This is a genomic window from Paracoccaceae bacterium, assembly GCA_019454225.1.
In the GTDB taxonomy this organism is placed as follows: Bacteria; Pseudomonadota; Alphaproteobacteria; order Rhodobacterales; family Rhodobacteraceae.
The window spans coordinates 1,463,677-1,478,562 of record CP075370.1 but is presented as its reverse complement, the minus strand read 5'-3'; the positions used below and the strand labels follow the sequence as shown (position 1 = coordinate 1,478,562).

The window sequence follows — 14,886 nt, the reverse complement described above, 5'->3', positions numbered from 1 at the left end:
GGCTCAGACCTCGATTCCGGCGCGGGCGCACATCGCCTTCAGCGCCTCGATCAGCGTGGCGATCTTCCGCGCGTCGCGCAGGGAGTCCACGTCGATGGGCTCGGCCCCCCAGGCCGCGCCGAACCGGACACGAACGAAGGCATTGAGGCCCTTCGCCCCCGGCGTGGCGACCGCGCCCGCCTTCGAGAGCTTGCCCCAGAGGACATGCGCGAGGCGCAGGTCGCCGCGCGGGGCGGCTGCGCGCCTGGCGCGCGCCCCGCCCGACGGCTTGAACCCCCTCTTCTTCAGGGCTTCAACCACCGCTTCAAGGTCGGCCTCAGTCATGTCGGTCAGGCTGGCCTTGCCGGTCACAGTCAGCTGCAGGTCGCGCCGCGTCTCGGCATCAAGGCACAGGTCGCGCGCCGCCACATGGATCAGCGTCTTCAGGGCACGGGTCATGGGCGGCCATCCGGCCTTGGTAGCGCCAAAAGGGCCTTAGGCTTCGCCTTTTGCGCACGCGTCAAGTTGGCCAACTCTTTAAGCAGGAACGCGACCTCCATCGGATCGTCGATCTCAAGCTCGATCTTGAGGATGGAACGCTCGCCCTTCGAAGACGACGAGAACGATTTCAACCGGAAGCCCGGCCTTGGTTCGTTGAAGACGTGGATCATGGATTCACCCTTTTCCCATTGGGGCCGGGGGCCGCGCCTTCAGCACGGCCTCATAGGCGCCCTGCCCTATCGCCTGCAGATCGACGGCGAAGGTGGCACCCGACTGCGTGAACCGGACATGGATTTCCGCCGTCGTCACCGAGATCGTCACGCCGTCGCGGTCCGCCCATTCCGCCAGCACGGGGCCAAGCGGCGGGCGGCCGGACACCGGCCAGACCGGCACTGACAGCGTGGCGATGGGCTGGACGGCCGCCATGGTCATGCATCGACCTCAGCCAGCGCGGCCGTGACGTCGGCCTCGGTCACCCGCAGCCGGTGCGCCACGATCCGGCGCACGCCGCGCAGGTCGCCCTCGGTCGGAACGCCGCCGATCCAGTAGCGGACCCGCGCGCGGCATTCATCGGCGACGGCTTGCCTGATGGTCTGCATATCCGCCATCGCCTCAGGCCTTCGCCAGATCGATGCTGACCGGCTGCCACGGCGCGTCGAAGTGCGCGCGGGCATAGCAGCGGATATAGGTCCGCGACCCCACGATCCGCATCGCGTCGCGGATGGCCTGCATCGCGCGCTTCCAGCGCTCGTCCCCGATCTCGAGCCGCAGGAGCATGAAGATCTCCGACCGGTTGATCTGCCCGGCCTTGTCGGTGTTGAAGGCGCGGGTGACGATCGCCCTGATCTCGTCGCGGGCGTCGGCGGCCCATTCGTTCAGGCATTCGTCCACCAGCGTCTTGGCGATCTGCAGCTCAGGACCAAAGTCGATGTTGTCGGCCACCTGGACCTGCACCTTGTAGAGTCCGTCATGGCTCATCAGGGTCTTGTTGCCCTTGGCCCCGCCAACCTTCGCCCCGTATTCCTGCGCCAGCAGCGCCTCGAAGGCGCCGATGTCATCAAAGGTGTGGGCCTTGAACCGGGTCAGCTGCTCGGACAGGGCGATGGCATAGCCCATGATCTTGCGGACCAGCTCGTCCTGCAGCTGGTCCTGCGGCTTCACGAGGTCGACGGCCCAGAGGCCGCCCTTGCTGTCGCGCATGTGCGGCTTGCCTTCGACGAGGATGCGGCCATCGGGCACGGGGGCGGGTTCGAACTTGCTCATGTCGGGTCTCTTTTCAGGTTGGCGGGTTGCAGGAGGGCGGGCGGCAGCGCGCCCGACAGCGCGAGGACGGCCGCCATGGCGGCGACCTCGTCGCATGTCACCAGCGTCGTGCCGCGATGACCCAGAAGGTCGATCTTCAGGACGCCCCGCGCGGCCAGGCGCAGCATCTGGTCCTCGGTCCAGCGCGCAGGATCAGCCATGGCGCGGCCCCATCAGCTGCAGCGCGGCCTGGCGGGCGTCGGCATCGCTCAGCCCGGCGTCGGCCAGCACCGCCCGGACGGCGGTCAGGCACAGGTCGGGCGTCATGACCTGCTCCGCGCCGCGCAGGATCACGGCGCGGGCGAACAGCATCTCGCGCCGATAGCCCTCGTCGCTCGCGATCCGGTCGCTGATCTGGTCGATCCCGTGCCGCACGGTCTTGGCGTCGCGCCCGCCCACCACCTGCCCGATCTCGGCCAGGCTTAGATGGGTCAGGTCCCGCAGGAACCACATCAGCTCGTGGCGTGCCTGCACGACCGCCCGGGTGGCGGCGCGCGACTGGATCACTTCTTCGGCCGAGGCGTGGCGCAAGGACAGGAACGCCTCGACCACCTCGGCGGCAGGCCGGGTTTCCTTGAGGGGCGGGGGCATCATGTTCATGCGTGTTCCTCAGGTTTCTGGTTGCGCGGGCAGCCCTTGCAAGCGCGGAACATCCGAGTGCGCAGGGGGTTGCCCACCGCGAAGACCCGCGCCTTCGCCCGCCAGTCCTGGCATTCGTTCGCGGGCAGATCGCCCAGCGCGGGACAGATCACGCGTCCGTCGAGGAAGATCCCGCGCACCCGCTCCTCGATCCGGCCCATGTCGGCCCCGTAGCAGCGCCGCAGCACCTGGCTGACCACTGCGCCGGACCGCCCGATGTCCTTGGCCACCTTCGCCTGGCTCGACAGCGCGCAGGCCTGCGCCAGCGCCGCGATCCAGTCAGGCAGCGGCGTGCCCCATGCCTCCTCGGCGATCTCGACGGGCCCCCTCATGCCGACGCCCCGGTCACTGACAGCACCTTGACTGCTCGGGTGTTGGCGTCGACGACGGCACGCACCCGCCGCTCTCGCGGCGGCAGCGGTCCGGTGTTCTGGATCAGCCGGTAGCGCGCCTCGCGCTCGCGTGCCGGATCGGCCTTGCGTTCGACCCGCAGGTAGCCTGCCTGCATCAGCAGGCGGCAATAGGCGCGGGCATGATCGACGGGCACGACGATCAGGTCGTTCGTGGCATGGGCCGCGATATCTGTCGGCGTGAAGCTGACCAGGCCCCGCATCGCGGTCCAGAGATTGTCCTCCGGCGTCCGCCCGCGCGGGCGCTGAAGCGCCTCGACGGCGGTGCCGCAAAGCCGGAACAGCCTCGGCTGCGCGCCCCGCGCCTGCCGCACGATCTCTGCGAGTCCTTGTGCCAGCCAGCCGCGGACGATGTCGGTGGCGCGCTCGACGGGGATGTGGACCTCGGCGGCGATATGGGCATAGCCCCACTCGCCAAGCTTCCGAGCGGCGGCCATCGCGGCATCTTCGATCGCTTGCCTGTTGGCGGCCACGCGCGCCGCCCGCTTCTCGGACCGACCCGTCATGCTGCCCCCCGGCGCCGTCCGGCACGCTCTGCGGGCAGGACCGCGACGCCGGGCGTCGCGCGCCGCACTGCCGGGGGCTCGCCGGTGTGCATCGGCTGATCGCCCCAGGCGGCCCGGTCGACCGCCGCCAGACCGCGCACTGCGGCAAACTCCCGCACCGCCGCGAGGTTCGTCGAGACGTAGCGCAGCGATCCCCGGCTGGCGGCCAGGATCGCCGCCCGCAGGTCGGCATGCACCTCGACGCCCCGGGCGTAGATCGGCACCAGGTGCCCGACGTCCTCGATCGTCGCGGGCTCAGCCGCCACCCAGGCCAGCATCCGGCCATGCACCCGCTCCCAGCGCTGCAGCTTCTGCGGCAGCGCTTCCTCTCCACACAGGATCACCGGGACCTGGGTCGCCTCGTACAGCCGACGGATCGTCTCTATCGTCATGTCCTTCAGGCAGAGGTCTGCCTCGTCGATGATCAGTGGCCGACCGGTGCGCCCCAGTTCCTCGGCCGCCTGGTCGAACAGCCGGGCGGCTGTCGGCGTCGGTCGCAGGCCGAGTTCCAGGACGATCATCTCCAGGAGCTTGCGGATCCCGCCAAGGCTCATCGCCTCGACATGCACGGCGTCGAGGCGGTTCTGCGCGTAGATTGCGGCGGTGGTCTTGCCCCAGCCCGCCCGGCCGTGGAAACAGCCCATGCCGGGCAGGCCGTGCGCCCGGTCCCGGCATCGCATGATCAGCGCCTGCAGCCTGGCCACATTGGCCAGCGGCGCCACCGAGTTGAAACTTCCAGTCATGGTCATCCTCTGCCCTTGTTGCCGGGGCTCGCACCCCGGATCGTCACCCGAAGATCTCGTCCCCATAGTCCCGCCAGAGCAGGCGCTCGGCCTGGTAGGCCGATGACGCCTGGAAGGCGGCCAGCCAGCGCGCCTGTTCGATCGTCAGCACCTCGCCCGTCGCCTCGCGACGCTCCAGGTCCAGCGCGCGGCGGAACCTCTCGCGGTCCGTCTCCTCGGCCGGTGCAGTGGCGACGGGCGCGCGGCGCGCGGACAGGTCGGCGATGATTGCCGCCTGGTGCCGCGCGACATCGGCGCTGACCGGGGCGCCGGCGGGCGGCGCGGCGGGCCGCTCCGGCACGGCTGCGGGCTGCCCGAACACGGGCCGCACGACCTTGGCATCGGGCGGGGACGCAGGGGCGGGCGCGGTCGCATCCAGAATTGCCCCCAGATCGGACGCGGTCATGCGGCGGTGCGCCTCGGCCGCGCGCTTCTCGGCGTTGACCCAGTCACGGCGCGCCTTCGCATGGGCCCGCGCCTCGTCCATGTCGAAGAACCCTGCCTTCTCGCGGCACGCGGCATGTCCCAGATAGGCCCCGTCGGCCCCGTAGATGTGGACGCCCGCGTGCAGGTCGGCCGGGTCGAAGCGGATCACCACCCGCTTGCCCGCGATCTCGTGGCACCAGGGCTCCCAGAACCCGTTGCCCATGAACGCGATCTGTCCGGTGGTCGCGTGGGCACGCAGACCCTCTGCCCCCAGCAGCCAGAGACGACGCTGCGCCTCGGTGGCCTTGCGGATCGGCGCGGTGGCATAGCTCTCGTCGAAGACCTCGGCAAAGGACCGCCGCCAGGCGACCTCCGACCGCCGCCCCTGGCGGGAATTATGCTCCTCGATCCGCTCGGCCAGGACCGACAGGAAGTCGGCCAGCGGCACCGCGCGGCTGCCGTAGTTCTCGGGCTTCGCATCCGGGCTGTTGCCGGTATAGGCCCCTTCGAACCGCACATCCTTTGCGACAGACTGCGCCCAGTCGCGGAAGGCCCGCTCGATCGGCTTCGACTGGCCCGAATAGGGGGTCGCCCAATGGACCTGACAGCCGAGCGCCGTGAACAGGCCCGGGATGTCGTCCTCCTTGACCTTGAACCGGAACCGTGTCGAGGTGCCGCCGGTGATCGCCTTGGCCGCGAACTCGCGCCCGTTGTCGAGGACAACATGGCCGGGGATACCCCAGCGTTCGATCATGTCGCCTGCCGCCAGCAGGACGGCGGTACTGTTGGCGCTGACATCCACGCGCCAGCTCAGGATGCGGCCCGAATAGAGGTCCTGGAACGCCACGATCTGGGGCCGCAGGATGGTGTCAGGTTCCCCGTTGCGCCCGGGCCAGCGCACGAAGACGTCGATCTTGTGGAAGTCGGCGTTGACCCCCTCCATCGCCACGAGGCTGGTCTTGTCGCGCACCTGCGGCGGATAGAGACGCTTCAGCGCCTCCGGCCCCTGCCGCATCAGCACCTGCACCGGCTGGCTTACCGCCGCGTCCAGGCGCCGCCGCATCGTCCGTTCGGGCAGGACATCCCACCCTGCCGCCTTCGCGGCGCGCAGCGCGTCGCGGTAGGCATCGGTAAAGGCAGGCTCGCCCATCCGCAGATAGGCCGCCTTGAGGGCGTCGAAGAACGCCGGGTCGCAGTCGCGCAGGCGCGGCCGGTCGGCGCGCGCGCGATTGCGCGGTGCCAGGTAGGGCAGACGGTCGTCGGGGCGGACGCCCTCGACCAGGCCGAACCAGCTCCAGATGGTGCGGGCGCCCTGCCCCGATTCACGCGCCACCGACAGCACCGCCATGTGTCGGCCGACGGCAGGCTCCAGCGCCTCGACCGTCTGCAGGATCTGCAGACGGGCGGAAGCGCGGTCCTTCACGCCCTGTGGCAGGCTCTCGTACCAGGTCCAGGCCTCGTCCCGGGCGGGGCGGTCGGACGCTACCGGGGCGGCGGCCTGCAGCAGGCGCCGCTGCGCCCGCGCCGGGAAGAGACGCCAGGAATACTCCCAGCCCCCGCCCCGGCCCGACCGCCGCCGTGCCATGGTCGGAAAGCCGCGCCAGGACATCCGCGCTGCCAGCGCATCGACACCCTGCCGCGTTGCGGGAAGGTCGGGCAGGCCGCTCGTCGCGATCTCGTCGGTGGTCCACCATTCCTGCGACGGGGTCAGGCTCATTCCGCCGCCTCCCGCCAGTTGACCAGTGCCGGGCCCGCGTTCTGCGCGTGCCAGACCTCGCGGGAATGCTCCAGCAGGAACCGCTTCCTGGCAGCCATCGGCGCCCGCGACCACGCCTTTGAAAGGACCTTGAACGCCTCTTCAACGGGGTCCTTGGGCACCGCCACAGGTGACCGCAGCGCCCGGCGGGCCTCGGCGGCAGACTTGGCCCTGCCCTCGGCAAGCGCGTCGATCACCGCATAGCGCTCGGTCGTCTCGCCGACCCGCGACAGTTCCACCAGGTCCTTGAGGGTGACGGGGCGCGGCGCGGCGCGCAGGCGCGCCGCCTGGTCTGGCGCGATGCGGGCACCGGCGGCGGCGATCTTGTAGACCTGCCGCTCTGTCATCCCGAACTTCGCCGCCGTGGCGGGGACAAATGCAACTGAACTCGGTTCAGTTGCATCCCAACGCGCCAGCGCCCCGGCCACGCCCCGCTTCGTCTCGGGGTGCAGCCGTTCATAGACCGCCTTGCGCGCGGCGAGAAACACCGCCGTGTCCAGCGGCGACAGCTCGGCCCCGGCCAGGTTGTCGTCGATCTCCATCAGGCGCGACCAGTCATCGGTCACATCGGCCCAGACCTTGGCCTCAATATCGGGCCAGCCCAGCCGCCGCGCGGCCTCCAGCCGATGCAGCCCCGCGATCAGCACCAGGCGGCCATTCTTGCGGCGGCGCACATGGATCGCGTCCTTCATCACGCCGACCTCGGCAATCGACGCCATGATCGCGGCGATGCCCGCCTCGCTGGCCGGACGCAACCGCTGCGCGCAGTCGATCTCGTCAAGGCTGACGCGGGTGATCGTGGTCAGCGTCGGGGCCTTCATCGCGCACCTCCGGCCATGGCGTGCGCGACGCTGCGCACGGCCGCCTCGATCACGGCGGCCTCGTCCGCGAGCCCGCGCATCTCGCTGGCCAGAAAGGTCAGGTCCAGGTTGGCCAGCCCTGCCGTCCGCATGTCCTCGGTCGCCTCGGCCATCCGGCCGATCTGCAACTGGTGCGCCCGCGCCAGTGCGGCCAGCATGGCCAGCACCTGGTCGGGCCTCATGGCAGCGGGCGTGTCGAAGCTCGGCAGATCGGGGCGGGTCATGCGGGGGGCGCCTTCGTCATTGTGTAGGTGAATCGCCAGCCGACACCCCCGGGGGCGCGGGACCGGACGCAGGTGATCTCGGCGCCGTGGTGACGCAGCTCGGCGACGATGGCGTTGACCGCCGCCACATGGGCCTTGCGGATGATCCCGCGGGTCGTGTGCGGCCGCCCGTCCGACAGCAGGCGCAACACCCGCTGCAGACGGGGGCTCGACAGCGGCCCCGCATGGATATGTCCGCAAGGCCCGCTCATGCCCGCGCCGCCTCGCCGGGGCGCCGCGCCCGGGCCCAGCGCATGGCAACGGGTCCGGGATCCTTGTGGCGGCAGGTGCCGCACAGCCGGTGGCCAGGCCCGGTCGACTTGAAGGCAGAGCCGCAGCACATGCAGGCGCGCTCGCGCGGCTGCGATCCCGATGGCATCGCCTTGACACGCCGCGCCAGTTCCGCCTCGGCCGCCTTCCGGCTCCGGAAGGGCGCGATACGTTCGGCAAAGCCGACGACTTCCCATCCTTCCTTGCAGCTGCGCACTGCAGGTCCGCTCTCGCGCTGCCGCACCGGCTCGGCACGGGGGGCGGTCATGCCGTCCCGCCCGGCGCCGTCAGCAGCGCCTCGATCCGGTCCCACTCCGCCACATGCGTGTCGGCCGTCAGCAATCCCACAAGCGTGGCGCAGCGTGCGTCGTACTCCAGCCACGCCGCCTCCCGGAAATCGTCCGTCTCGGCCGAGGTCGCGTCGCATTCGGCATCCACCGCCTCTGCCGCAGCCGCCCGCAGTCGCCGCACCAGATCCAGCAGGCCGCCCATCACCACCCGCCCCCCAGCACATGCGCCGCGACCAGCGCCAGCCAGCCGCCGACGAACAGGCTGACGACCCCGATCAGGTCGCCCGCCCAGTGATCCTCCAGCCCCCGAAGGGCGCGCACGACCCGGCGCATCAGCCGCGCCACCGCTTCGCCGGGCGGAACCCCACCGTGGTGCTGGCCGCGATCTCGATCGTCTCGCCGGTCTGCGGATTGCGCCCCATGCGGGCGGCGCGATGGCGGGGCTCGAAGGTCCCGAAGCCCTGCAGCGTCACCGCGTGACCGCCCACGACTTCATCGGCAATGAAATCGAGCGCGGCGGTCACCGCGCGCCCGGCATCTGCCCGGCTCAGCGCATGACAGTCTGCCAGATGCGCAATCAGGTCGGACCGAGTTCTCTTGGTCCCCATGGCTTCACTCCTCTCTGTGGTGGCGGAACGTGCGGCCGCGATGGCCCGGCGCAGCGCGCCGTCCAGTGCCCGCAGATCGGGCAGCGTCATCGCGGAAAGGTCGGGGATGTCAGGGACGTCGGTCATTGGCCCGATTTCCCTTCGCGAAAGGCGGCAACCGATTTACCCTTCGCGGTGTGAACGATCGGAGCAGCGCCATGGCCGAACGTCCCAGCCCGAAGGGCAACGTCGAACAGATCGATGCGCAGCTGCAGTTGCTCGTCGAGGTCTGGATTGCGACGACCGCAATCGCCCACCCGGCAGGCTCCCTGCGGGCCGATCTGATCAACGACACGCTGCGCGACATGGCAGACGCACTGCGCGCCAGCGGCGGTGAGTACCTGGCCAACGTGCTCTACAGCTGGATACACCGCCTCGAATTGGCCGGACGCGGAAAGTCCGGAGCCAACTGATCGCCGCTGTTCGCGGCATGCCACAGCGGCCGCCATCACGCAGCCTCCTCACGACGCGCCGGACGCGGGATGTCCGCAGGCCACTCGAGATCGGCAGGCCAGTGCACCGAGAACCAGGCGAGAAGCCTGTTGGCCTTCTGAAGCGTGAGGCCCGAGTTGCCCTTGAGGTTCCTAAAGTACTTCCCGTCGGCTGCAGCGTATGTCGAGACCGTCGCCAATGTGAGTCCACGATGCCCTCCATAGAGCTCGGCAAGACGGATCAGCATTTCCTTGGTCATAAGCCTGCCTCGGTGTTCTCTCCGATCACGTAACCGGAGTTTTCACCGATAGTCAAGCGTGCTACAAGTCGGTATTTTCTCCGATTCGTGGATACAGCAGAAATGTCCTTTGCTAAGCAGGTTGAAGAGCGTCTCAAGGCGCTGAATTCAAATGCGTTTGCGGTTGAACGGCAGCACGGATTGCCAGCTGACGCGATCCGAAGCGTCCTTCGCGGCAATAAGAAGTCCGGAACAACCCTGAAGAACGCCCGCGCCATCTGTGATGCGCTGGGCTTGGACTTCTACATTGGGCCCCGGCGATCAACTGATCCGCCTCGGACAGTCGTCATCGACAGCTCCGACTATGCGGTAGTACCCCTGCACGATGCCGCCCTGTCCGCCGGGCCTGGCGCGTTGAACGGCGACTCGACAGTGGTCGGCGCGCTTGCCTTCCAGTCCGACTGGCTGCGCCGCCAAGGTATCGAGCCGGGCACTGCGGCGCTCGCCAGGGTGTCTGGCGACAGCATGCGCCCCACCCTTGTTCCCGGCGATGTCCTTCTGATCGACACCTCCGACGCCGCCCGCCAGGTGCCCGTGCGCCGCCCGAGGCCAGGCAAGTCCCGGCCGCCGATCTATGCGCTTGCCGATGGGTCAGAGGCGCTTGTGAAACGCCTGATCCGTCCTGATCATGGTTCGGTCATGCTGCTGTCCGACAATCCTGATTGGCCGCCAGACCTCCGCACCGGCCGCGCGCTGGAAGCTTTGCGCATCCTCGGTCGGGTCGTATGGTCCGGGCGCACCTGGGCCGACAAGGTGGACGGGTCATGACAAGCCCGGTCTTCGCGGTGACATTGTCCACCTTGCACCTGTGCCTTGCCTTGACGTCAGGCCCTGTCGCCGCCCAGTCGTCGCTGCCAGCATCCGCGCGAGCCGAGCTGATCGCCGCCTGCGCATCCGCCATCTCCACGGGCAACACCTCTGCTGCAGACACGGCCGCGAAGTCCATTATGCAGTTCCGCTATGTCTTCGACACCAAGCAGATCGCGGCAAGCCTCGACTGCCTGAACGCAGTTACGGGACAGGCGTGGATCTACAGCAGTAGTGAGGCCGCGTTTCTCACAGTCGAGGACAACCAGGCGCGCGCGTCGGCTCGGGAGGCCGAGGCTCGGGCGCGTGAACTGGCTGCCAGCGAACGTGCCCTTGAGGAAGCTCGGCAACAGGCCGCCCTCCGGATCGAACAGGAGGCCGAGGCCGCCGCCCTCCGGGCCGAGCGGGACGCCGAGGCCACCGCCATCCGGGCCGCGCGCGAAGCCGAACGCGAGCGCCGCGCCGACATCTTGTTGCGCACCTACCTCGCCTGCCAGACCCTCCTCGCCAAAGACGAAGTCGCGGCCCTCACGAACCCGGTCTGCCACCCGCTCTTCCTCGAGCTCGGCCTGGGTGACTGAGGCGGGCGGACAATGTGCGGGCGCTACATCGATCCCAACCTGCGCGGCACCGAGGCCGAGCTGAGCGAGATCAAGATCGATCCCTTTCCGGCTCGGCGGTTCAACATCAAGCCGACCGAACAGGTGCTGATCCTCGCCAGGACGCCGCTGACGGGCATGACGGCGCGGTGGTGGCTGGTGCCATCCTGGTTCGATGGCGCGGCGGCGAAGGACTGGAAGGCCACCACCTTCAACGCCCGGATCGAGGAGGCGCGCGACAAGCCCACGTTCCGCGCCGTCTGGCGCAAGGGCCGGTGCCTGATCCCGGCGGGCGGATACTATGAATGGACCGGCGAGCGGGGCGCCAGGCAGCCCCATGTCATCCTCTCGGCGGGCAATACCCAGACGCTCTTCTTTGCTGGGCTGGCATCCCGGTGGCGCGACCTGCTGACCTGCACCATCCTGACCCGCGCGGCCAACGACAGCATCGCCGGCCTGCACCACCGCATGCCGGTGATCCTGGACGCCGAGGAGCGCGACGCATGGCTGGGCGGCACCGACGACCTCGACATCGGGGCGGGCGCCCGCCTGCGGCATCACCCGGTGCGCCCCTTCGGCATTGCCGACGACGGACCCGACCTGATCGAACCGGCCTAGGTCAGGTTCGCGGAAACCGGCCCTCGGGCGCCAAAATCATTTGCATGTTCCGTCCGGCTCCGACACGCGACTTGGCACATGGGTTATCCCGCGTTTCCAACAGCTTGCAGGCAACATGCAAATGCAACATGCAACTCGCGGCGAGATTTGCATGTTCCGCCGCGCATGCCCGTCCTCACAAGCCCGCACCGCAGTGGTTCCGCACCGCTGTTTAATCCGTCTTTACAGGTAGTTAAACGCGCCCTGAACGCCCGGCCCACCGGCGCCGCTCCCCACCCCCAGCCGCCGTCCTGACCGCCTCCACGCGCCGGTGTGCCGACTTGCCGCCCCGGCACCCCTCCTTCGCAACCCAACGGCCAACCCCTTGGGATATCGCCTTTTCCCGGCTGTTATCACCTGTTCCCACATCGCCCCGGCTTCTGCCGATTAGGTTGTCAACGCACAGCTGGGCAACTGAGGCAGGCGGACAATGTGCGGGCGCTACATCGATCCCAACCTGCGCGGCACCGAGGCCGAGCTGAGCGAGATCAAGATCGATCCCTTTCCGGCTCGGCGGTTCAACATCAAGCCGACCGAACAGGTGCTGATCCTCGCCAGGACGCCGCTGACGGGCATGACGGCGCGGTGGTGGCTGGTGCCATCCTGGTTCGACGGCGCAGCGGCGAAGGACTGGAAGGCCACCACCTTCAACGCCCGGATCGAGGAGGCGCGCGAAAAGCCCACGTTCCGCGCCGTCTGGCGCAAGGGCCGGTGCCTGATCCCGGCGGGCGGATACTATGAATGGACCGGCGAGCGGGGCGCCAGGCAGCCCCATGTCATCCTCTCGGCGGGCAATGCCCAGACGCTCTTCTTTGCGGGGCTGGCATCCCGGTGGCGCGACCTGCTGACCTGCACCATCCTGACCCGCGCGGCCAACGACAGCATCGCCGGCCTGCACCACCGCATGCCGGTGATCCTGGACGCCGAGGAGCGCGACGCATGGCTGGGCGGCACCGACGACCTCGACATCGGGGCGGGCGCCCGCCTGCGGCATCACCCGGTGCGCCCCTTCGGCATTGCCGACGACGGACCCGATCTGATCGAACCGGCCTAGGTCAGGTTCGCGGAAACCGGCCCTCGGGCGCCAGCATCATCTGCAAGTTCCGCCCGGCACCGGCACGCGACCTGGCACATGGGTTACCCCGCGTTGCCAACATCTTGCAGGCAAGATGCAGATCTCGCGGCGAGCAGGCCACGCGCGACAGCCGGCGTGGCGGCAGACGCAGGGCGGGCCCGGGCCGCATGGCGCCCCTGGCCCGGCGCGACATGCGGCCTGCGGCGTGGCTGCCGGTGCGCCGGATCACGCGGGTGTCCGCGCTACACCTGGGACAGTGTCGCGATCAGGCACCGCGCCAGATCGGCCTTGCGGTAGGGCTTGCTCAGGAACACCGCGCCCTGCGGCATGCGGTCATGCGCGTTCAGGGTCTCCATCGCATAGCCGGAACTGAACAGCACCCGCAGGCCGGGCAACAGACGGCGTGCCTTTTCGGCCAGTTCCCATCCGCTGATGCCGCCCGGCATGACGATATCGGTCAGAAGGATGCTGATCGGATGGCCCTCGGCGATGACGTGAAGCGCCGCCTGGCCGCTTTCGGCGGTGACCGACCGGTAGCCGAGCGACTGCAGGCATTTCTCGGCGTAGTTCCGCACCAGCGGATCATCCTCGACGATCAGGACCAGTTCCCGCCGCCCGACCGGGTCGGGCGGTTCGTCGGCATGGTCGGACAGTGCCGGTGACCGCAGCCCCCGCGCCGACGGCAGGTACAGCCGCACCGTCGTGCCTAGGCCGGGCTCGCTGTAGATCGACACATGCCCGTTCGACTGCTTGGCGAAACCATAGACCATCGACAGGCCAAGACCGCTGCCCTTGCCGACCTCCTTGGTGGTGAAGAACGGTTCGAACACCCGCGCCAGAACCTCGGGCGACATCCCGTGACCGGTGTCGGTGACCGCGATCGCCACATAGTCGCCGGGCGGCACCTCCAGGTTGCGGTCGCGGTAGCTGGGATCAAGCGTGATGTTCGCGGTCGACATGCTCAGGTTGCCGCCATCGGGCATCGCATCCTGCGCATTCAGGCACAGGTTCAGCAGCGCCGATTCCAGTTGCGCGTGATCGACGACGGCGGCGTGCAGGTTGTCGGCCAGGCTGACGTTGACGACGATGTGCTCGCGCAGCGTGCCCCGCAGAAGGTCGCGCAGTTCCAGGATCAGCTGGTTCGGATCGATCGTCGTCGGCTGCAGCATCTGCCGGCGGCTGAAGGCCAGCAGCCGCCGGGTCAGTTCCGCGCCCCGATCGCCCGCCCGCGCGATGCCGTCGGCCAGCGCGTGCAGATCGGGGCGGGCCTTCAGGCCATGGGTCAGCAATTCGGCATTGCCGATGATGACGGTCAGCAGGTTGTTGAAATCATGGGCGATGCCGCCCGACAACTGGCCCACGACCTCCATCTTCTGCGCCTGGGCAAGGCGTTCCTCGGTCGTCTTCCGGGCCGTCAGGTCATGGATGATCCCGACGAATATCGACCCGCCGTCCTGCCTGGCCTCGCCGACCGACAGGTCCATCGGGAACACCGTGCCGTCCTTCCGCCGCCCTTCGACCTCGCGGCCGATGCCGATGATCTTGCGCTCGCCGGTGCGCAGGTAGTTGGCGATGTAGGCGTCGTGAACCTCGCGGAAATGCGCGGGCATCAGCATCTTGACGTTGCGCCCGATGACCTCTGCCGCGTCATGGCCGAACAGCCGCTCGCAGGCCGGGTTGAACATCAGCACCGTGCCCGAGGAATCGATCAGGATCACCCCGTCGACGGCGGTGTTCACCACCGTCTCCAGTTGCGTGATGGCCTCGCGGATCGCCTTTTCGCTGCGCAGGCGTTCGGTCAGATCATGGATGATCCCGACGAAGAACGACGTGTCGCCGCGCTTGGCCTCGCCGACCGACAGGTCCATCGGGAACACCGTGCCGTCCTTCCGCTGGCCCTGCACCTCGCGGCCGATCCCGATGATCTGCCGTTCGCCGGTGCGCAGGTAGTTGCCGATGAAGGCGTCATGCCGGTCCCGGAAATGCGCGGGCATCAGCATCTTGACGTTGCGCCCGATGACCTCTTCCGCGTCATGGCCGAACAGCCGCTCGCAGGCCGGGTTGAACATCAGCACGGTGCCCGAGGAATCGATCACGATCACCCCGTCGACGGCCGTATCGACCACCGCGCGCAGCATGTCTTGCTCGTGCTTGACGTTCATCAGGACCACCGCGCAGAAACAAGGGGGCGCCACACGCGACAATATCGGTCCGAAAAGATATTACCGAGATTCAGCAATAAATGAACCCCCAATCCGCGGCGCCCCGTTCGGCATGCCTTGGGGTTTGCCTCTGGCCGGCGGATTGCGCATGGTCGGCGCCGGAACATCGGCAGAAGGACCGGCGAC

At 68.8% G+C, this 14,886-nt stretch carries 24 protein-coding genes; 5 read left to right on the top strand and 19 right to left on the bottom strand.

The window, feature by feature from the left end; genetic code table 11:
* Positions 1-3 precede the first annotated feature (3 nt).
* The 17 genes from KF887_07010 to KF887_06930 all read right to left on the bottom strand — a co-directional run bounded on the left by KF887_07010 (position 4) and on the right by KF887_06930 (position 8,631).
* Entirely contained in the window at positions 4-438 is a 435-nt protein-coding gene (locus KF887_07010) for a regulatory protein GemA (protein ID QYK42844.1), read from the bottom strand.
* On the bottom strand, positions 435-650 hold the full coding sequence (locus KF887_07005; GenBank protein QYK42843.1) for a hypothetical protein: 216 nt from the start codon (positions 648-650) through the stop codon (positions 435-437). Before KF887_07005 ends, KF887_07010 begins: the two co-directional genes overlap by 4 nt.
* A gap of 4 nt (positions 651-654) precedes the next feature.
* Positions 655-912, bottom strand: coding sequence for a hypothetical protein (locus KF887_07000; GenBank protein ID QYK42842.1), 258 nt, complete (start codon positions 910-912; stop codon positions 655-657).
* A complete protein-coding gene (locus KF887_06995; protein ID QYK42841.1) occupies positions 909-1,079 on the bottom strand; it encodes a hypothetical protein in 171 nt (56 codons plus the stop codon). Before KF887_06995 ends, KF887_07000 begins: the two co-directional genes overlap by 4 nt.
* Before the next feature lie 13 nt (positions 1,080-1,092).
* On the bottom strand, positions 1,093-1,743 hold the full coding sequence (locus tag KF887_06990; GenBank protein ID QYK42840.1) for a DUF3164 family protein: 651 nt from the start codon (positions 1,741-1,743) through the stop codon (positions 1,093-1,095).
* Entirely contained in the window at positions 1,740-1,943 is a 204-nt protein-coding gene (locus KF887_06985; GenBank protein QYK42839.1) for a hypothetical protein, read from the bottom strand. The genes KF887_06990 and KF887_06985 overlap by 4 nt, the downstream gene beginning before the upstream one ends.
* Positions 1,936-2,382: a hypothetical protein gene (locus KF887_06980; GenBank protein ID QYK42838.1), complete on the bottom strand. Its 447-nt coding sequence runs from the start codon at positions 2,380-2,382 to the stop codon at positions 1,936-1,938. Before KF887_06980 ends, KF887_06985 begins: the two co-directional genes overlap by 8 nt.
* Positions 2,379-2,753, bottom strand: coding sequence for a hypothetical protein (locus tag KF887_06975; protein QYK42837.1), 375 nt, complete (start codon positions 2,751-2,753; stop codon positions 2,379-2,381). Before KF887_06975 ends, KF887_06980 begins: the two co-directional genes overlap by 4 nt.
* Positions 2,750-3,337: a hypothetical protein gene (locus KF887_06970; GenBank protein ID QYK42836.1), complete on the bottom strand. Its 588-nt coding sequence runs from the start codon at positions 3,335-3,337 to the stop codon at positions 2,750-2,752. The genes KF887_06975 and KF887_06970 overlap by 4 nt, the downstream gene beginning before the upstream one ends.
* Positions 3,334-4,125 (bottom strand): ATP-binding protein, encoded by a 792-nt coding sequence (locus KF887_06965; protein ID QYK42835.1) that lies wholly within the window; start codon positions 4,123-4,125, stop codon positions 3,334-3,336. The genes KF887_06970 and KF887_06965 overlap by 4 nt, the downstream gene beginning before the upstream one ends.
* 37 nt (positions 4,126-4,162) lie before the next feature.
* Entirely contained in the window at positions 4,163-6,301 is a 2,139-nt protein-coding gene (locus tag KF887_06960; protein QYK42834.1) for a Mu transposase C-terminal domain-containing protein, read from the bottom strand.
* Positions 6,298-7,161: a ParB N-terminal domain-containing protein gene (locus KF887_06955; GenBank protein QYK42833.1), complete on the bottom strand. Its 864-nt coding sequence runs from the start codon at positions 7,159-7,161 to the stop codon at positions 6,298-6,300. Before KF887_06955 ends, KF887_06960 begins: the two co-directional genes overlap by 4 nt.
* Complete coding sequence (locus KF887_06950) at positions 7,158-7,424, bottom strand: hypothetical protein (GenBank protein QYK42832.1); 267 nt, start codon at positions 7,422-7,424, stop codon at positions 7,158-7,160. The genes KF887_06955 and KF887_06950 overlap by 4 nt, the downstream gene beginning before the upstream one ends.
* Positions 7,421-7,675 (bottom strand): hypothetical protein, encoded by a 255-nt coding sequence (locus tag KF887_06945; protein QYK42831.1) that lies wholly within the window; start codon positions 7,673-7,675, stop codon positions 7,421-7,423. The genes KF887_06950 and KF887_06945 overlap by 4 nt, the downstream gene beginning before the upstream one ends.
* On the bottom strand, positions 7,672-8,001 hold the full coding sequence (locus KF887_06940; GenBank protein ID QYK42830.1) for a hypothetical protein: 330 nt from the start codon (positions 7,999-8,001) through the stop codon (positions 7,672-7,674). Before KF887_06940 ends, KF887_06945 begins: the two co-directional genes overlap by 4 nt.
* Positions 7,998-8,225 carry a hypothetical protein gene (locus KF887_06935; protein QYK42829.1) on the bottom strand — a complete coding sequence of 76 codons (228 nt, stop codon included), beginning with the start codon at positions 8,223-8,225 and terminating at the stop codon, positions 7,998-8,000. The genes KF887_06940 and KF887_06935 overlap by 4 nt, the downstream gene beginning before the upstream one ends.
* A 130-nt stretch (positions 8,226-8,355) precedes the next feature.
* The gene (locus tag KF887_06930; GenBank protein QYK43473.1) at positions 8,356-8,631 is read right to left on the bottom strand and encodes an HU family DNA-binding protein; all 276 of its coding nucleotides are present in this window, start codon (positions 8,629-8,631) and stop codon (positions 8,356-8,358) included.
* 197 nt (positions 8,632-8,828) lie between these two features.
* Between KF887_06930 and KF887_06925 the strand changes: the two genes are divergently transcribed.
* Positions 8,829-9,083, top strand: coding sequence for a hypothetical protein (locus KF887_06925; protein ID QYK42828.1), 255 nt, complete (start codon positions 8,829-8,831; stop codon positions 9,081-9,083).
* A 35-nt stretch (positions 9,084-9,118) separates the two neighbouring features.
* On the opposite strand, the gene KF887_06920 is transcribed toward KF887_06925, so the two are convergent.
* Positions 9,119-9,361, bottom strand: a complete 243-nt coding sequence (locus KF887_06920; protein QYK42827.1) for a hypothetical protein — start codon at positions 9,359-9,361, stop codon at positions 9,119-9,121.
* Positions 9,362-9,448: 87 nt separating this feature from the next.
* On the opposite strand from KF887_06920, the gene KF887_06915 reads away from it, so the two are divergent.
* The 4 genes from KF887_06915 to KF887_06900 all read left to right on the top strand — a co-directional run bounded on the left by KF887_06915 (position 9,449) and on the right by KF887_06900 (position 12,517).
* Complete coding sequence (locus KF887_06915; protein ID QYK42826.1) at positions 9,449-10,168, top strand: helix-turn-helix transcriptional regulator; 720 nt, start codon at positions 9,449-9,451, stop codon at positions 10,166-10,168.
* Positions 10,165-10,788, top strand: a complete 624-nt coding sequence (locus tag KF887_06910; GenBank protein QYK42825.1) for a hypothetical protein — start codon at positions 10,165-10,167, stop codon at positions 10,786-10,788. The genes KF887_06915 and KF887_06910 overlap by 4 nt, the downstream gene beginning before the upstream one ends.
* Before the next feature lie 12 nt (positions 10,789-10,800).
* Positions 10,801-11,424, top strand: coding sequence for an SOS response-associated peptidase (locus KF887_06905; GenBank protein ID QYK42824.1), 624 nt, complete (start codon positions 10,801-10,803; stop codon positions 11,422-11,424).
* Positions 11,425-11,893: 469 nt separating this feature from the next.
* Positions 11,894-12,517: an SOS response-associated peptidase gene (locus KF887_06900; protein QYK42823.1), complete on the top strand. Its 624-nt coding sequence runs from the start codon at positions 11,894-11,896 to the stop codon at positions 12,515-12,517.
* A gap of 263 nt (positions 12,518-12,780) precedes the next feature.
* Here KF887_06900 and KF887_06895 read toward each other — a convergent pair whose 3' ends face one another.
* Positions 12,781-14,700 carry a PAS domain S-box protein gene (locus KF887_06895; GenBank protein QYK42822.1) on the bottom strand — a complete coding sequence of 640 codons (1,920 nt, stop codon included), beginning with the start codon at positions 14,698-14,700 and terminating at the stop codon, positions 12,781-12,783.
* Positions 14,701-14,886: the final 186 nt, after the last annotated feature.

Coding starts and splice junctions, on each gene's coding strand:
- KF887_07010 (QYK42844.1), bottom strand. CDS start 438: ATGACCCGTGCCCTGAAGACGCTGATCCATGTGGCGGCGCGCGACCTG.
- KF887_07005 (QYK42843.1), bottom strand. CDS start 650: ATGATCCACGTCTTCAACGAACCAAGGCCGGGCTTCCGGTTGAAATCG.
- KF887_07000 (QYK42842.1), bottom strand. CDS start 912: ATGACCATGGCGGCCGTCCAGCCCATCGCCACGCTGTCAGTGCCGGTC.
- KF887_06995 (QYK42841.1), bottom strand. CDS start 1,079: ATGCAGACCATCAGGCAAGCCGTCGCCGATGAATGCCGCGCGCGGGTC.
- KF887_06990 (QYK42840.1), bottom strand. CDS start 1,743: ATGAGCAAGTTCGAACCCGCCCCCGTGCCCGATGGCCGCATCCTCGTC.
- KF887_06985 (QYK42839.1), bottom strand. CDS start 1,943: ATGGCTGATCCTGCGCGCTGGACCGAGGACCAGATGCTGCGCCTGGCC.
- KF887_06980 (QYK42838.1), bottom strand. CDS start 2,382: ATGAACATGATGCCCCCGCCCCTCAAGGAAACCCGGCCTGCCGCCGAG.
- KF887_06975 (QYK42837.1), bottom strand. CDS start 2,753: ATGAGGGGGCCCGTCGAGATCGCCGAGGAGGCATGGGGCACGCCGCTG.
- KF887_06970 (QYK42836.1), bottom strand. CDS start 3,337: ATGACGGGTCGGTCCGAGAAGCGGGCGGCGCGCGTGGCCGCCAACAGG.
- KF887_06965 (QYK42835.1), bottom strand. CDS start 4,125: ATGACCATGACTGGAAGTTTCAACTCGGTGGCGCCGCTGGCCAATGTG.
- KF887_06960 (QYK42834.1), bottom strand. CDS start 6,301: ATGAGCCTGACCCCGTCGCAGGAATGGTGGACCACCGACGAGATCGCG.
- KF887_06955 (QYK42833.1), bottom strand. CDS start 7,161: ATGAAGGCCCCGACGCTGACCACGATCACCCGCGTCAGCCTTGACGAG.
- KF887_06950 (QYK42832.1), bottom strand. CDS start 7,424: ATGACCCGCCCCGATCTGCCGAGCTTCGACACGCCCGCTGCCATGAGG.
- KF887_06945 (QYK42831.1), bottom strand. CDS start 7,675: ATGAGCGGGCCTTGCGGACATATCCATGCGGGGCCGCTGTCGAGCCCC.
- KF887_06940 (QYK42830.1), bottom strand. CDS start 8,001: ATGACCGCCCCCCGTGCCGAGCCGGTGCGGCAGCGCGAGAGCGGACCT.
- KF887_06935 (QYK42829.1), bottom strand. CDS start 8,225: ATGGGCGGCCTGCTGGATCTGGTGCGGCGACTGCGGGCGGCTGCGGCA.
- KF887_06930 (QYK43473.1), bottom strand. CDS start 8,631: ATGGGGACCAAGAGAACTCGGTCCGACCTGATTGCGCATCTGGCAGAC.
- KF887_06925 (QYK42828.1), top strand. CDS start 8,829: ATGGCCGAACGTCCCAGCCCGAAGGGCAACGTCGAACAGATCGATGCG.
- KF887_06920 (QYK42827.1), bottom strand. CDS start 9,361: ATGACCAAGGAAATGCTGATCCGTCTTGCCGAGCTCTATGGAGGGCAT.
- KF887_06910 (QYK42825.1), top strand. CDS start 10,165: ATGACAAGCCCGGTCTTCGCGGTGACATTGTCCACCTTGCACCTGTGC.
- KF887_06905 (QYK42824.1), top strand. CDS start 10,801: ATGTGCGGGCGCTACATCGATCCCAACCTGCGCGGCACCGAGGCCGAG.
- KF887_06900 (QYK42823.1), top strand. CDS start 11,894: ATGTGCGGGCGCTACATCGATCCCAACCTGCGCGGCACCGAGGCCGAG.
- KF887_06895 (QYK42822.1), bottom strand. CDS start 14,700: ATGAACGTCAAGCACGAGCAAGACATGCTGCGCGCGGTGGTCGATACG.